Source organism: Psychrobacter sp. CX16 (assembly GCF_057396245.1).
Map to the genome: position 1 here is coordinate 1 of NZ_JBXYJF010000010.1, position 16,366 is coordinate 16,366.

A 16,366-nucleotide genomic window follows, 5' to 3' on the forward strand; every position below is an offset into this window, starting at 1 on the left:
TTTTTTCATCAGCCAGTTGTCGCTCAAGTCTTTTTATGATTTGGGCTGGGGTTTCTTTGTGTGGCATTCTTAGGCTCTTTGGCGGTGTATTCCAGTCTAATGTACCATGTTTCCTAAGCCAAGTTAGGACGGTACTACGTCCTTGTATGCCATAGTGCTTTTGGGCTTGTTTGTAGGTCATGTCGCCTTTTTCTACTTGCCCTACCACAGCTAATTTAAAGCCGAGTGTGTAATCTTTCTGTGTTCGTTTAATCCTTGATCTTTCTGCTTTGTCCATTTATAAGCTTCCTTTTCGTAAACTTATTTTAGGACGGGACATTAAAAACAAAAAAGCCGATATTTAAAATATCGGCTTTTTTATTATAGATAGGAAGCTAACAAGATCTAATAAACACAAAATTCGACTGAGCTAAGGTAACTTACGTGGTTGGCATAGCTTGAGAGGTTAGAGACTAGGAAAATGCCAAAGTCGCTATACCTGCTTTGATAATCCATTTCGACATCATAGTGCAGCCCTCACTTTTAGATAAGGAGTATTTTTTATCAAACTATTGTAAACAAATAGTGAAACAAAGCATCTAAATTAATAGACTACTTGGTTAACCCGCTAACAATTGCCAATTGCTGAGTTATTACTTGCGATTACGAGATACAAAAATCTGCTTCACTGTCTGCACGGCCGACCATTTTAAGACGGTGCGTGCCTTGGTTTTTACTCTCATAACGGTAATGAGCGCCGCCTTTGTCATCAAGCGCATTGCCCTTATTATCGCTGACGGTTTGCACATGTCCGTCGGTCTTTACGATTAATGCCTGATTGGCTTTCATTTCTACGATAAATTCTCTTCCCGTAGTTAAGTCGCCCTTATAATGACCACATTCACTGCCTTTCTCGAAGATAACTTCGCTGGTGGGCACCGCATATGCACTTAGCGTTAGTATTAAAGAGATACTCGCTAAACACGCCTGAGTGCTGTATTTTTTGATCATAATTTAAATTTCGCTGTATACGGGATTTGATAATAGAACATAGGACTAAAGTAGAAACTGTAACACTCTAACCGGTCTCTGGCAATACTACATCCATCCTATACCGCGTAAAATAGCCGCACCTGTCGCCATCCCGAATAAAGATACCACCGTGGTAAAGGCTAAAATATTAGCCGCCAACACCTCGTTACCGCCCATGGCCTTTGCCATTACATAGCTTGCTGCTGCCGCTGGAGAAGCCACCATTAAAAACAACACCCCCATGTGTACGCCTGTCAGACCAAAACCTAGCCCCACTCCGACAGCCAAGAGTGGCGCAATAACGATACGGCCTATACTGGCTTGCATAGATAAGCCTGAGAGGTTTAGCATAGAGCGCACATCAAGTGTCGCCCCAGCACAAATAAGGGCCAAAGGTAATGCCAGTGCAGATAAAAATTCACCCGTTTGAGTGATGACATTGGGTAGACCCAAAAATGAGAAGGTTGATGCCAGTGCCTTATAACTAAATGCCACGACTAAAGCGATGATCAATGGGTTGGTGAGCATCTTCTGCACCAATAATATCCAGCGTGAAGAACGTACTGAGGTCACAAATTGACGGGCTCTGTTGCTATTGCTATGTGCAGAATTAACATTAACCGTGCGATTAGTATTGTCAGACTCACTAGACTGCATAGCGGTTGTATTCTCAACTGCCGTTCGGCTGAGGGTAATAACCGCTAGTATATTAAATACGAGGGTCAATATTCCCATATATACCGCACCCACGCTCACCCCTTGAGAACCATAGGCATTGGCAACTGTTGCGAGTCCTATGATACCCATGTTACTACGAAAGACACCTTGTACGAAGACACCCTTGTCTTCGGCTCTCTCGATGAACTGTTTGGCATACCATTCTGCACCAAAGAATAACAACAAGGTCGCTACCAACCCTGCAACAATCAGATTTATTTGCTGCATAAAGTCAACATGACTTTGTGTCACGCTAAAGAAAAGGAGGCAAGGTAGTGCATAATTAAAAACCAATTTAGAAGCTTCGTCGACGAAGGTTCTACTAATATGACCGTGTCTTTGCATTAAAAAGCCCAATCCCATTAAAAACAGGTTAGGCAATACAATATTTAAGGCAAAGACAATAGCGTCAATCATACATCGCTCACTATCTATTTATGGTCTTGTTTTTTTACCCAGTCACCCTTGTCATTCTTCTCATAGACATTTTCAACAGCAGCCCAAGCGGTTGCAAACCAACGTGACTCGTCATCATATTGCTCAGAGGCACTATTAAAAGCGGCAAGGAATATCTCTTGCCCATGCTTAGGTAAGTTGTCCTTGACCTGATCTGGCAGATCTGAAAGCTTATCATATGGCATTTTTGACTCCTTTTAATGGTAGCAGCTAGTTATGGGAACAGCGCATTATGAGTTATGAAAGCATCAAATGATACAAAATAGCGAGCTGCGTCAGAAACTAAAAGCTTAAGCCCAGTCAACTAATAAGCTCAGTCATCAAGTTAGCCCAGTCAACAAATATATTCAACCAGCTAAGAGGTAATTGCAGCCATCGCTTTGCGCTGTTTTTTCAAAGTCATACCCAGTAATTGAATAGCCGCAGGCGTTACGCCGCTAACACGGCTAGCCTGTGCAAGCGTTGCAGGGCGAATCTCTTGTAGCTTTTGAACAATCTCATTAGAGAGACCAGAGACGGCACTGTAATCAAAATCAGTCGGTAATTCTGTATTCTCTAAACGCTTCATCTGATCGATGTCTTCTTGCTGACGATCAATGTATCCAGCGTATTTAACTGAGATTTCGATTTGCTCACCCACATCCTTAGCCACATCCGCACCGGTTACCGCAGCGATATCATCAAAGCCAACTTTTGGACGCTTTAATAAGTCGTAAGCGGTGGCCTCTTTTGATAGAACCTCACCTGTTCGCTCAGTAAATTTCTTACCAAGCTCATTGTTTGGCGTGGCCCACATATCTTTTAGACGCGCAGACTCGGTTTCAATCGACTCCATTTTTTTCTGGAACGCATCCCAACGAGTGTCATCTACTAAGCCCAATTTACGGCCAATTTCTGTCAAACGCTGATCGGCATTATCTTCACGTAGTAGCAGTCTATATTCTGCACGGCTCGTGAACATACGATACGGCTCTTTTGTGCCATGAGTAATTAAATCATCCACCAATACGCCCAAATAAGCTTGGTCACGGCGCGGTGTCCAGCTGTCCATGACTGGATTATCTTGAGTTGATAATGCCGCATTTATACCAGCTAGCAAACCCTGCACACCTGCTTCTTCATAACCGGTCGTACCGTTAATTTGACCGGCGAAGTACAAGCTATCAATTGATTTGGTTTCAAGCGTCGGCTTTAGGTTTTGCGGATTAAAATAATCGTACTCAATCGCATAGCCTGGACGGGTAATATGCGCATTCTCGAAACCCACCATGGTACGAATAAACTCAACTTGCACATCAAATGGCAAACTGGTTGAGATACCATTTGGATAAAGCTCGTGCGTAGTCAAGCCTTCTGGCTCAACAAAAATCTGATGACTGTCTTTGTCTGCAAAACGATGGATTTTGTCTTCAATCGACGGACAATAGCGTGGCCCCACACCCTCGATAGTGCCTGAGAATAGCGGCGATCGGTCCAAATGCTTACGAATAATGTCGTGCGTTTTGGCATTAGTGTGTGTGATATAACAGTTCACCTGCTCAGGATGCATGCTCACATCACCCATAAAGCTCATAACCGGCAATGGCGTATCGCCTGGCTGTGTTTTCATCACACTAAAATCAACGCTTTTGGCATCAATACGTGCCGGCGTTCCTGTTTTTAGACGGCCCACAGGCAGCTTTAATTCACGTAAGCGCTCTGCCAATTTTATCGATGGCGGATCACCTGCACGCCCACCTTTTGAGTTATCCAAACCGATATGAATTACGCCGCCCAAGAAAGTACCTGAGGTCAATACCACGGTCTTGGTTCTAAAGACGATGCCGGTAGCGGTTACCACCGCACAGGCTTTGCCGTTTTCAACCAAAATATCATCCGCACCTTGTTGGAACAAGTCAAGATTGGGCTGATTCTCTAGCGTATGGCGTATGGCTGCTTTATACAAAATACGGTCGGCTTGCGCACGTGTCGCCCGCACCGCCGCACCTTTACGACTATTTAGAACACGGAACTGGATACCGGCTTTGTCCGTTGCCAGCGCCATTGCACCGCCAAGCGCATCAATCTCACGTACCAGATGCGACTTACCGATACCACCGATAGCAGGGTTACAGCTCATTTGCCCCAGTGTCTCAATATTATGGGTCAGCAATAAGGTCTGAGCGCCCATGCGCGCAGCAGCTAATGCCGCCTCTGTACCCGCATGGCCGCCGCCAATTACTACGACATCATAAGACTTTGGATATTGCATAGTTGCCCCTTGGATACTCAAATAACGGATAGAAAATCCATCGCATTTATTCAAAGTATGCTTGTTTAATCAAATATAAATTTAGAAATATCAGTAATGTAACGCTTATCGCATCTGTTTGGCAAAACCATTTATTAAACGATCTATTGCTTCTAGTCTTTGTTAACCGCTCGTGTTGCTGCTGTTTATGAGGACGCCGGCCATTAATTTAAACCCTGCGTATCTCAGTTAGCAAACCATCAAGCCCTTTTAAGCATGAGCGCAATAAATAAAGCGGTTATGGTTAAGCAACCCTCTATTATACCAAGAATAGAGACAGTTATTAATAAAAATACGCTTGCTTAGCTCGCACATTTATCTAAATCACGCTGATATCTTTCATTACCTATATTCTCTTCACTTTTGACTAAATGGATGCACACTAATTGCATTAGATTTGCTTCAAAGACCTTTATTTTTCTATTGAATAGTTAAAGGGGCTGCGCTACTCTATTACTTAGGTTACGCAAGTTTTATTTTATTGTTAACTTACCTATATGATCTCATTTGTGAAGGAGCTAAGGTGGATATCAGTGGGTTTAGTATTGGCAACTCAAAGGGCTACGAGACACCTTTAGAGGACTTTAAATTAATCAACTCGGTATTTCCTCAAGGCTCTGCCTGTTATGTCACTAAGAGTCTTAAGCCAAGTTTCAGTGTCTTTATCGTCGATGAAGACGAACAACCTACCGGTCATAAATCATTAGAGGAATGGATAGAAAAAGAGGGTATCAGAGTCAAATACACTAAACCTAGCGACTTTATTTATGTGGGTGAAAATAATGAGTACCGCGCGGTTTACTTTACTGACTCTGGGGCAGAATACGGTTGGCGCTTGGGTGCTGTCGAAAAAGATGGACAAGTTTATTACGCAGATTATTTACCTGCATCAGGCTCTATTGAAGATGAGACAGAATGTGAATTACTCAATGATGTTGCTGCTGATTATCTACAATCTGAAATCAAAGCTTACGGTGCTCTAAACTGGTAATACCCAAGCATTGATTTGTAGCACTGATTATCTGACCAATAACTGGCTCGCCGGTTATTGGTTTTTTATTGGCCTAGCAATCTATCTGTAACAAAGATTTAGACTGCGGCTAATAGTCATTACGCAATATTCATGTATTATATAAACCCTCTTACTTTTCCACCTATTCATCTACCTTACATTGAGGCCAGCATGCGACTTAAACAATCATTTTATTTAGCATCATCTATTCAGTTATCCTCTCAGTCTCAAAATATTCACCTTAACAACACCAAAGCAGCCCAGTATTTTAAGAAACTGTTATTGGCAACCTTGGTTAGCACAGGGCTTGCAGCCTGTAGTAGCTTACCGACTGACACATCGAAAACAAACCAAACCAGTCAAATGCAAGGTAAATCCACCCACAGTAGTCAGTTTGCTAAAGATGAAAGTCGCCATGAATATGTGCTCGATAATGGGTTGAAAGTGATTATCAAAGAAGATCATAGAGCACCGGTTGCGATGACTCAGATTTGGTATGGGGTGGGTTCAACCGATGAGCCTGAGGATAAAGGCGGCATCTCTCACTTGCTTGAGCACATGATGTTTAAGGGAACAAAGAAGGTCTCTGGCAGTGATTTTGATAGATTGATTGCCAAGTTCGGCGGTGACCATAATGCGTTCACCAGTTATGACTACACTGGCTACTATGAGATGTTTCCGGTTAATCGCCTTGAATTAGCACTAGAGCTTGAAGCCGATAGAATGACCAACCTGCGCTTTGATAGCGATGAGTTTGTACAAGAATTCACGCAAGAGCGAAACGTAGTCATGGAAGAGCGCCGTCAACGTACTGATGACAACCCAATGGCGCGAGCGTTCGAGAAGTTCCGTGTCTTGGCCCTGCCAGATAGCCCCAAAGGCGAGTCGATCATTGGCCCGATGGACGAGATTGCCAATACTGAGATTGAAGACTTAGAGAAGTGGTATAAAACTTGGTACGCGCCTAATAATGCGACCCTCGTTATCGTTGGTGATGTTGAGCCTGAAGCAACGTTGGCTAAAGTAAAACAATACTTTGGCGTACATCCTGCCAAGCAAATTCCTGAGCGCCCTTCTGTACAGCAGCGTGGCTGGCGTGGTTATCAGCAGCAGTCGATTAAAGAGACCGTCAACGTCCCTACTCTAATGATGGCGTTTAACGTGCCGACGTTACCGAGTGCCATGGTGTCCGATGTACCAGAAAAAGAAGTTTACGAATTACTAATGCTACAGTTCTTATTGGATGGCGGCTATGCAGCTCGCTTTGAGAAAAACCTAGTACGAGAGCAAGGTGTGGTTGCCTCCGTTGCCTCGCATTACGATTTATACGAGCGCGGTGACAGCTTATTCTTAATCCAAGCGACCCCTCGTGAAGGTGTCAGTCTTGAGCAAGCACAAAAGGCTATCTTAGCAGAAGTTGATAAACTAAAAACCCAGACCATCAGCGACAGTGAACTTGAACGTGCCCGCAATAACGTAGTACAAGGTTTCGTCTTCTCTCAAGACAGCATGTCCGGTCAAGCCTATATGATAGGCAGCATGCAGGCGCGCGGCTTAGATGATCGCTTAATCACCACCTTATCTGATGAGCTTGCCAAAGTGACAAATGAAGACATTCATGCAGCGGCCAAAAAATACTTTGTTAAAGACAATCTGACCGTAATGTATGTCGAGCCAAATGACAGTGGTTCTGATAAAGCAAAAGTCGAGTAGCTACTGATAGACTGTTATGATTAAAAATGAATACCTATATCACTGCTTATAAAGATAATTGACGGACGACCTTATGAAAATGCCCCATACTTTGATTCATTTCTCTAAATTAACCTTACTCTCGGTAGCGCTAAGCGTAAGCTATATGACGGCTCAAGCTGCCACGCCTGGTATCCCAGAAGGCGAGCATGGCAATGCCGATGTTGATATTACTCAACCGATTAAAGCCATAGACAATCTAAGCAGCTTAAAGAACAATGAAAAGCTGACCATGAATATTCCTGAGTTTCAGCATTTCACGACCAATAATGGCGTGCCTGTGATTTTTGTACAGACTGAGCAGCTGCCCATTGTTGATGTGGATTTGCGCTTTAACGCGGGTAGTGCTCGTGATGAGAGCATTCGTCAAGGCGGCTATGGTCTTGCCAGCATGGTCGCAAATTTACTGACCAAAGGCACAAATAAGCTGGACGAAACTGAATTTGCCGAAGCGTCAGAACAGCTAGGTATTCAATTATCGAGCGCCGCTTATAAAGATCAGTTTGTGGTTAATCTACGCAGCTTATCAGATGAGGAGCACTTGAATCCTGCGATTGAATTGATGAGTAGTATGCTCAATCAACCACGATTTGACGCGCAAGTACTAGAGCGTAGTAAAGCACAGCAAGTGTTGGGTCTAAGACAAATGCAGCAAAACCCTTCTTATATTGCCAGCAATAATTTTAGTGAAGCGTTATATGGCAATCATCCGTACGCCCATTCCTCTTATGGCACCGTAGAATCAGTACCTACTCTCACCAAAGCTGATTTACAAAAGTTTCATGATACCTACTTTGTGGCTAATAATGCAACGTTAAGCCTAACCGGTGATTTGACTTTGGCAGAAGCCAAACAAGTGGCCAACGCGTTAACTAAAGACTTACCAAAAGGTCAGCCTGCGCCCCAACTGCCGACGCCCAAGCCGCTTGAGAAGAGCAAATGGGTACATGTTGATTATGACAGCGATCAAACGTCTGTCATTATCGGACAATTAGGCTACCGCATTAAAACTGATGAAAAAGACTTACAGCGTAAGACCGCTTTTAGTATTGGTAATGAGGTACTTGCAGGTAGCGGCTTTAATTCTCGTTTGACGGGTAAAGTGCGTAAAGAGCTTGGCTATACCTATGGTATTTATGGCGGCATGACAGCGATGCAGGTTAATGGGCCTTATGCCATTAAATTCTCTAGCCGTAATGAAATCGCCGATGATGCCATTAAGGCCACGCTAGATACCGTTAACGATACTTTGGATAACGGTGTTACCTCTGAGGAGTTTGAACTGACCAAAGAGAACTTGATTAACGGCTACCCTATGGGCTTTGCCAGTAACGCCGGCATTAACGGTATGCTTGGGCTGTTAAACTTCAACAACCTGCCAGACAGTTACGTGACCGATTATATTAAACGGGTTGAGAATACGCGATTAGGGGAAGTCAACGACACTCTAAAAGAAACGATTACGCCAGATAAGTTCTTAATCGTGACGGTTGGGCAACCTAAAATTGATAAATCATCAGAATTACAAAAGCTCAAATAGCTTATATTCATCCTATCTGATCTCATTGACGCATAGAAGATAGGATGAATTAACACAAAAAAAGGCAGCGCTTAATTAAGCGCTGCCTTTTAGGTTTTATTATTCGGTTACTCGATAGTGACGGTCACATCATAATCAATCGGGTTATTTTGGTATTCGATGCCATTATAATCTAGGCGAATCACGTACTTATCAGCTTGTTTGACATCGTAACCGCCATTGGTAAAGTCATGCATCACCGGAGACACTAGATAAGCCTCTATATTGTCCGGCTCACTTTGCACATGAATGGTCTGACCTTTTGACGGATAAACATAATAATCACAATAGTCGCCCTGCAATACCTCGTGCTTACGCTCAATGATATTAGAGTCAACATACGTGCTAATCAGCTTAGGGCATTTGTCATTGTAATCTGCAGCAATTCGCGCTTGATTAATCTTTAGCGACTCTCCCATACGCTCAGCTGCTAAATCCGCACTTCTATCAATACTCACTGATTGAACAGCACCGCTAAGCTCTTCTCGCTCTAGACGAGGGAGTCTTGATGTTAACTTCGGCAAGCCACTGTCAGAAATATCTTGCCACTCTCCTTTTGGTTTCTCAAACCATCCTTCACTTGGCTTGCAAGCCGTCATAAAAATAGGTGTGGCAAACACCGTAAACATGGTTAAAATAGTCAAATATGGTGGTAGCTGTAGCTTCAATTCTTATCCCTCAATTTATAAATACTGCCTACTTCTCTGATGTTACCTCTAAACTGCCTTCTCTATGCATTATTAAGAGTAGTGAATACAGGTTAAAGCAGAATGACAAACATCTCGCTTGTTATAGACAAAGTTGAGTCATAATAATTAAGAACTGATTGAGCGCTTATATATAGAATGACCTGTACATATTATACACCTATTTTTACATAAATAAAAAAAAACAATCAAATCCAATCTTGATTTATTTTAAATAACGACAATATGACCCTTGTGCAGAATGTTGAGCGCCCCAAACACGGTACCCTTGCGTATCGATATGTATTGAGCCTGTCGCATACAATCCGAGGCCAAAATTAACCGACTCGCCCTGGGTATCCCAATATCGACATAGATTATCCTGCATCGGATTGATATACCATGGCTGACCATCATATTCAGGCACCCAAACGTCTATAGCACCATTGGTCATGTGTTTACTGGTACGTGCCCCACCAGCACAAGCATTCAAGTCAGGCGAGCGATATACCGAGCGTATTTCAGTCGTAGGCGGTAAGATATTCTGCGACTTAAGCTCATGATACAGCTTTAGAGTCATAACCATATTAGACCACAGCTCACGCGGCGGTAACTGAAATGGCTCATAGCCGCAGCGCTCCCAACTGCGTGCTGTGGTCAGCAGCTGATCCATAGGCGGCATGGCATTCATACCCACATAACCTGCCAAATAACGCTGATATTGTGCGACTTCATTGGCTCTAAACGGCGACACATTAAGCCATTGATTAAAGTCTAAGTTGTTAACAATCATCCCTTGGTTGTTATAATTGCCAGAGCCCGCTTGATTGGTAGGACGAATACGGGTGCGCTGCTCAATACTAAGCTGATCGGTTTGATAGCTCTCATCAGCTTGTCGAATCAAATTACCCAAACGGTCGCTATTATTCTGATTGCTATTTAGCGCTGTAATTCGGCGCTGCTCTTCAATATTGGCTGCCGGTGTTTGAGCCACAGTACTACAGCTCGTAGTTAACACAGCAGTTGCGGCCATCAGCCATAAAGGTAATTTTTTGAGAGATGTCATAAGGCTTGAGTGTTCCATAATACTTTCTATAAAAATAAAGTGTTTTTATTCGAGGTAATCGTTGAGATTATTCATCAGAAATGATTGAGTGGCATCGCTTATCGTTAGCAAAAGATTTAAGTACCATTAAACATTAAAATAACATTAAAATAACTATTGAGACTCATTGAGTCAGTAATGAGCGCTCAACATTCATTAATCATTAATCATTAATAAAGTTAAACAGGTTACTGATACTATCAAATTTACTTGTAGCACGCTAAACTATAGCGCTTTACATATTACGGTACTATTGCGCAACTTTAGACAATTTGCTATCTAACTGTCTGGGGCGCGCTGATTCAAACAACAATGCACAATAGCGAGGGCAACAGTGATAATATAGCTGCTCACCGACCGCCCTTACCTTCCTATGCCAACTCATTAAACATTGCCCTATGTCAAAGCAACAACAATATCGATTCTCTCGGCAAACCCACCACTTTGGCCGTGATGACACCGCCAGTATTTGGGAGCACCTGCACATTGACCCTTGGTTAATGCTGCTACTATTAACGGTCTGCTTTATTGGTCTGGCTATTTTGTACAGTGCCTCGACGCAAAATGTGTCTATGGTCATGCGTCAGATGGTCAGTTATACCATCGCCATTGTTGTTATGATTAGTATGGCTCAAATTCCGCCCAATATCTATCGCAGCTTCACGCCATTCTTTTATATTATCGGACTGGTTGCACTGGTTCTGGTTGAGATTATCGGTGAAGTACGTATGGGGGCGCAGCGCTGGATTCGTATCCCAGGGTTCGGTAGTGTTCAGCCCTCAGAGTTTATGAAGCTGGGGCTCCCGATGATGGTGGCTTGGTTCTTATCGCGCCGTGAACTACCCCCTAACCTAATGAGTATCGCAGGCTCACTGGCACTGATTATAGTGCCAGTGTTACTAATCGCTAAAGAGCCTGACTTGGGTACTTCATTACTGGTAGCTGCCAGTGGTATCTTCGTTCTGTTTTTGGCCGGCCTACCTTGGTGGCTCATCGGTTCTGCCATTGGCTGTATGATCCCCCTAGCGTGGGCTGGTTGGCAGTTCTTTATGCACGACTACCAAAAACAGCGGGTAATGACTTTAATTAACCCAGAAGCCGATATTCTTGGCGCTGGCTGGAACATTACCCAATCAAAGACTGCTATTGGCGCAGGCGGCTTAACCGGTAAAGGTTACTTAGAAGGCACCCAGTCACATCTGCACTTTCTACCAGAGGGTCATACTGACTTTATTATTGCCGCTTTCTCAGAAGAGTTTGGCTTAATGGGCGTGAGTGTCTTACTGTTTTTGTATGCTTGTATCTTGGCGCGCTCATTGTTTATCGCCGGCGTGCATAAAGACACGTTTGGCCGACTATTAGCTGGTGCGATTGCCATGTCGTTCTTTGTTTACGTCTTCGTTAATATTGGCATGGTTGGCGGTATTCTGCCTGTAGTAGGCGTCCCTCTTCCGCTTATCAGTTACGGCGGCACGGCAGTGATTACTTTGATGGCTGGCTTTGGCTTATTGATGTCAATTTATACCCATAACGTAAAATAGTTAACCAAAATATAGTATTGCTCATCATCAAAAAGAGCGTGTTATTTCTTTAAATCTAATTGAAATAACACGCTCTTTTTTTGTTCAAAATTCAGCTAAAATTTTACGACAGTGGCTGTCGTCTATCATCTCACCTTGCCTCAATGTAGACCCTTATTTTGCTATCATAGGTTATTAAAATCTTATGGAAAATGGTGTGTATGAGTTCAATAAACTATGAGCGATTACAAGGTAAATTAAATATTCTAGCTGACGCGGCCAAATATGATGTGTCCTGTTCTTCATCGGGCAGCAATCGTAAAAACCAAGGCGGGGGGCTCGGTGATGCCTCCAAAACAGGTATATGCCACAGCTATACAGAAGATGGCCGCTGTATCAGCTTATTAAAAATCCTATTAACCAATCATTGTATTTATGACTGCGCTTATTGCACTTCCAGACGCAGCAATGATACGCCGCGTGCTGCTTTCTCTGTTGAGGAAGTGGTCGAGCTAACCATGCAATTTTATCGCCGTAACTATATCGAAGGTCTGTTTTTAAGCTCAGGTATCTTTAAAGATGGCGACCATACTATGGAGCGCCTGGTCGAAGTGGCTAAGCTGCTGCGCACACGTGAACGCTTTAATGGTTATATCCATCTAAAAACCATTCCGGGAGCTAGTAAAGAGCTGCTATATCAAGCGGGGCTGTATGCCGATCGCCTTAGTGCCAATATCGAAATCCCGACCAAATCAGGCTTGGCTTTATTAGCCCCTGAAAAAGACCACGCACAGCTACAAGCGCCAATGCAGACGGTCAAAGAAGAGATTATCACCATCAAAGAGAGCCGTAAAAAACATAAATCTGCGCCTAAGTTTGCACCTGCTGGCCAAACCAGTCAGATGATTGTTGGCGCCAGTAACGAGACCGATTTACAGGTGATTCAATTATCGAGCCACTTTTATCAAAAATATAACTTAAAGCGGGTCTATTACTCCGGCTATGTGCCGATGTTATCTGATAGTCGTCTGCCTGCGATTGGTACGCCGGTACCTATGGTGCGCGAAAACCGCCTGTATCAGGCCGATTGGTTAATGCGCTTTTATGGCTTTGCGGCTCATGAAATCGTGGAGCCGGATCAGCCGTTCTTAGACTTAGAGTGCGACCCGAAATTGGCTTGGGCCATTCGTCATCGTGAGCATTTTCCGGTCAATATTCAGCACGCGCCTTATGAGTCTATCGTGCGTATTCCAGGTATTGGCGTAAAGACAGCCAAAAAGATTATTAAGGCACGTAAGTTTAACCAGATTACCCTAGAGCATCTAAAGAAGATGGGTGCTGCGGTCAATCGAGCTAAGTTTTTTATTGCCACCACTGGTAAAAATGAGCATTTGTCTCACCTAACCCGAGATAACTTTCGTCAATTTGTTTTGGGTCAGACCCAAACCAAATTCAAAGACCAACGCAGTGGTCAATTGGCGTTATTTTAGGAGCTTGGTATGCACATTACTCAGTACGTCCATTTTTCTAAACACTCTCAATATAGTTGGTCTCAATTATGAGCCAAACTGAAATTGGGCATAGTCTGCCTACTATCGTGGTGCATGAGCCGAGTTTTGAGGATTGGCTCAGTGCGGTGTTTTATGTCTATGAGCATAAACTGCATAAACAGCCGTATCTAAATCTTATTGATAGCCATCACTATACCCCCTCGCTTATTGATACCGCCCGCTATGTACCTGTTGATGAGCACAAATCTCAGCGGGTGCTCAAAAAGCTCAATGACTTATTCGGTGGTTCTGGCATACGCCAGATTTTATGGGGTTTTTTATCCGAAAAAGAGAGTGTTTCAAATACGTTATTTCGCGTGGTCAAATACGCGCTTGATTATCCGCACCGTCAAGTTCTACAAGATTTAGGTAATCTAGATGTATTAGAGCTTGCGCAAACCGTCAAATCTGTCGGTCGTGAAAAGCACCGAATGGAAGCTTTTGTGCGTTTTGAGCATACCAAAGAGGATGTGTATTTTGCGCGTGTCGAGCCTGATTTTAATGTGCTACCGCTTATCGGGCCCCATTTTCGTCATCGTTATCAAGATCAACATTGGGCGATTTACGATATTCGCCGTGGCTATGGTATTTTTTATGACAAATCCCTTGCCTCAGGTAAGAAGCCTGCACCGTTGCAAACCATCGTGGATGTCGATGAGCAGGTGATTCGTAATCCTGCCAGTGTGCATAGTGAAAATGAGCAGCGCTATCAAAAGTTCTGGCAAGGTTATTTTGTCAATGTGAATATCAAAGAGCGTAAAAATCCGCGTCTGCATAAGCAGTATCTACCACAGCGCTACTGGAAATACTTAAGCGAAAAACAAATCTTACCCAATGCCGAGCATGTGACTCAGACCCGCTAATTCTTCATTAATCTTTATTAGGGCGTGTGGAACATTCGCAAATTAGCACTGCTGATAGCTAAAATTGTTTCAGACTAGGCGTGAATCGTAGTTAATGTCTAGACCTTGACTAGGTTTGCAATAACGTCTGGGGCGATTTTAGCATCAGCCTCACTCGAGCACAGCTCTCGCCTTGAGAACGGGCAAAGCAGTGCTTTGCCCGTTCTCAGGGGCGGGACTCTTTTTTGCCAATATATTGCGAAATTGTCTAACTTAGAATGACTAAGCGTCAAAAATTTCACTGCATATTGACTAAAAAATAGTCGCCGCCAGTGCCATGGTCGAATGTTCCACACGCCCTATTAATCGTCTAAAATCTCAATAATAACCTCTATCATTACTGATGTCTCTTTGCTATCGCTATCAGCGCCAGTTTAGAACGTGTTATTATGCGTATTTGATTGATGGGCTTGCTTGTTTTTTTAGCTTATTTAACTGACAATGTATGACTTTATTGCGAGCTACTATTAACCGTCAGCTGACGCCTTTATTTATCCTTCTTACTTAAAAGTCTGATTGCCATTATGAAAGTCATGCGCCTGCTCTCCTCCCTAAAGCACGATGAATCCGAGCGTGGTATCTTCCATCTTGGGCGGGCGCTGGTCAAGCGCGGTCATACTTCTATTATTATCTCAGCTGCTGATAAAGACAATGAGCTGGTCAAGCGCTTGGAGCGTGATGGCAATATTTACCATCAGTTGGTGATTGAAAAGAAGTCTTGGTTATCCATTCGTCAAATCCTACCGCTGCGCCGACTGATTGAGCAGCATGAGCCCGATATTATCCATATTCACTCGCGCACGCCTGCATGGATTCTGCATTGGGCGCTACGCGGTGTAAAGATTAAGAATAAGCCGAAACTGGTTGCCACCATGTACGGCTTTTATCCAATAAATTTTTACTCGCGTGCTTTGCTTAACGTCGATCGGTTGATTACGGTCTCTGACAGTGTTACTGACTATCTGCTAAAAAGTGTTAAAGATCTTAAATCACCGCCGACTGCCATCACTCGTATTTATCGCGGCGTCGATACCCGCACCTTCCCTTATCGCCATAACCCGTCTGTATACTGGCTTAGACGTACATTTGCAGAATATCCAGAGCTTGAGCATAAAAAGTGGCTGTTATTTCCGACAGTCATTGGTCAACAGTATGGTCAAGAATGGTTAATTGATATTTTGGGTAACCTGTGTGAAGAGTTCCCAAGTTTGCACGTGATTGTTATGGATGAAGACTCACGCCAAGACGTGATTCATGAAGAGTTTTTGCAGCGTATTAATGCGCTTGATTTGTCAGAGAGATTTACTTTTATTGGCTCTAAGCGCAACGATATGCGAGAGTGGCTTGCGGCAACTAACTTGGTTCTGGCCCTTGCTGATCAGCCTGAATCTATCGGTATTAATGTACTACAGGCCATTCACTTAGGCACGCCTGTGGTTGGCTGGGATAAGGCGGCTTTTAGTGAAATATTAAAACCCCTGTATCCACAAGGCCTAGTTAAAGAGTATAACGCCTATGCACTATGCAAGGTGATTCGCGGTCAGTTAGAAAATGCCATGCGCCCGAATATCACGGATAAATTCACCATTCAGCAAACCATTGATGAGACGTTAGAGGTGTACAGCACCTTATACGAATCAGAGCGTATCGAGATTGAAATGGCACTCGAAACCGCCTATCAACAAAATAATAGCGCCAAAAGCTAGGCGACCTAATTCTCCTCAATCGTCTTTCAACTTATTGTGACCTCAGTTTGATACGTCATACAAATCGCAGACATAGAAAA

14 protein-coding genes are annotated in these 16,366 nt (G+C 43.4%); 7 read left to right on the forward strand and 7 right to left on the reverse strand.

Annotated features, from left to right (window positions below):
- The 5 genes from AC2SLM_RS05215 to mnmG all read right to left on the reverse strand — a co-directional run.
- Window positions 1-277: helix-turn-helix domain-containing protein (locus tag AC2SLM_RS05215; RefSeq protein ID WP_486552477.1), on the reverse strand; the 277-nt coding region annotated here is incomplete at its 3' end.
- A 365-nt stretch (window positions 278-642) separates the two neighbouring features.
- Window positions 643-990, reverse strand: a complete 348-nt coding sequence (locus AC2SLM_RS05220) for a hypothetical protein (protein ID WP_486542913.1) — start codon at window positions 988-990, stop codon at window positions 643-645.
- An 87-nt stretch (window positions 991-1,077) separates the two neighbouring features.
- On the reverse strand, window positions 1,078-2,145 hold the full coding sequence (locus AC2SLM_RS05225) for an AEC family transporter (RefSeq protein WP_486552479.1): 1,068 nt from the start codon (window positions 2,143-2,145) through the stop codon (window positions 1,078-1,080).
- Between the two features lie 14 nt (window positions 2,146-2,159).
- Window positions 2,160-2,369, reverse strand: coding sequence for a ChaB family protein (locus AC2SLM_RS05230; RefSeq protein ID WP_486542909.1), 210 nt, complete (start codon window positions 2,367-2,369; stop codon window positions 2,160-2,162).
- Between the two features lie 170 nt (window positions 2,370-2,539).
- Window positions 2,540-4,435, reverse strand: coding sequence for a tRNA uridine-5-carboxymethylaminomethyl(34) synthesis enzyme MnmG (gene mnmG / locus AC2SLM_RS05235; RefSeq protein ID WP_486552481.1), 1,896 nt, complete (start codon window positions 4,433-4,435; stop codon window positions 2,540-2,542).
- Window positions 4,436-4,997: 562 nt separating this feature from the next.
- On the opposite strand from mnmG, the gene AC2SLM_RS05240 reads away from it, so the two are divergent.
- The 3 genes from AC2SLM_RS05240 to AC2SLM_RS05250 all read left to right on the forward strand — a co-directional run bounded on the left by AC2SLM_RS05240 (window position 4,998) and on the right by AC2SLM_RS05250 (window position 8,778).
- Complete coding sequence (locus AC2SLM_RS05240) at window positions 4,998-5,465, forward strand: hypothetical protein (protein WP_486552482.1); 468 nt, start codon at window positions 4,998-5,000, stop codon at window positions 5,463-5,465.
- Window positions 5,466-5,657: 192 nt separating this feature from the next.
- Window positions 5,658-7,199, forward strand: a complete 1,542-nt coding sequence (locus tag AC2SLM_RS05245; protein WP_486552484.1) for a M16 family metallopeptidase — start codon at window positions 5,658-5,660, stop codon at window positions 7,197-7,199.
- A gap of 73 nt (window positions 7,200-7,272) precedes the next feature.
- Window positions 7,273-8,778, forward strand: coding sequence for a M16 family metallopeptidase (locus AC2SLM_RS05250; RefSeq protein ID WP_486552486.1), 1,506 nt, complete (start codon window positions 7,273-7,275; stop codon window positions 8,776-8,778).
- Window positions 8,779-8,885: 107 nt separating this feature from the next.
- Here the strand turns inward: AC2SLM_RS05250 and AC2SLM_RS05255 are convergent, their stop codons facing one another.
- Together AC2SLM_RS05255 and AC2SLM_RS05260 are read right to left on the reverse strand one after the other, a co-directional pair.
- On the reverse strand, window positions 8,886-9,485 hold the full coding sequence (locus tag AC2SLM_RS05255; protein ID WP_486552487.1) for a hypothetical protein: 600 nt from the start codon (window positions 9,483-9,485) through the stop codon (window positions 8,886-8,888).
- A gap of 244 nt (window positions 9,486-9,729) precedes the next feature.
- Window positions 9,730-10,569, reverse strand: coding sequence for a D-Ala-D-Ala carboxypeptidase family metallohydrolase (locus AC2SLM_RS05260; protein WP_486552489.1), 840 nt, complete (start codon window positions 10,567-10,569; stop codon window positions 9,730-9,732).
- A gap of 437 nt (window positions 10,570-11,006) precedes the next feature.
- Here AC2SLM_RS05260 and rodA point away from each other — a divergent pair, with 437 nt between their 5' ends.
- From rodA to AC2SLM_RS05280, 4 genes are all read left to right on the forward strand, one after another.
- Complete coding sequence (rodA, locus tag AC2SLM_RS05265; protein ID WP_486552491.1) at window positions 11,007-12,149, forward strand: rod shape-determining protein RodA; 1,143 nt, start codon at window positions 11,007-11,009, stop codon at window positions 12,147-12,149.
- A gap of 200 nt (window positions 12,150-12,349) precedes the next feature.
- On the forward strand, window positions 12,350-13,618 hold the full coding sequence (locus tag AC2SLM_RS05270) for a putative DNA modification/repair radical SAM protein (RefSeq protein ID WP_486552492.1): 1,269 nt from the start codon (window positions 12,350-12,352) through the stop codon (window positions 13,616-13,618).
- A 68-nt stretch (window positions 13,619-13,686) separates the two neighbouring features.
- Window positions 13,687-14,541, forward strand: coding sequence for a TIGR03915 family putative DNA repair protein (locus AC2SLM_RS05275; RefSeq protein WP_486552494.1), 855 nt, complete (start codon window positions 13,687-13,689; stop codon window positions 14,539-14,541).
- A 563-nt stretch (window positions 14,542-15,104) separates the two neighbouring features.
- Complete coding sequence (locus AC2SLM_RS05280) at window positions 15,105-16,286, forward strand: glycosyltransferase family 4 protein (protein WP_486552495.1); 1,182 nt, start codon at window positions 15,105-15,107, stop codon at window positions 16,284-16,286.
- Window positions 16,287-16,366: the final 80 nt, after the last annotated feature.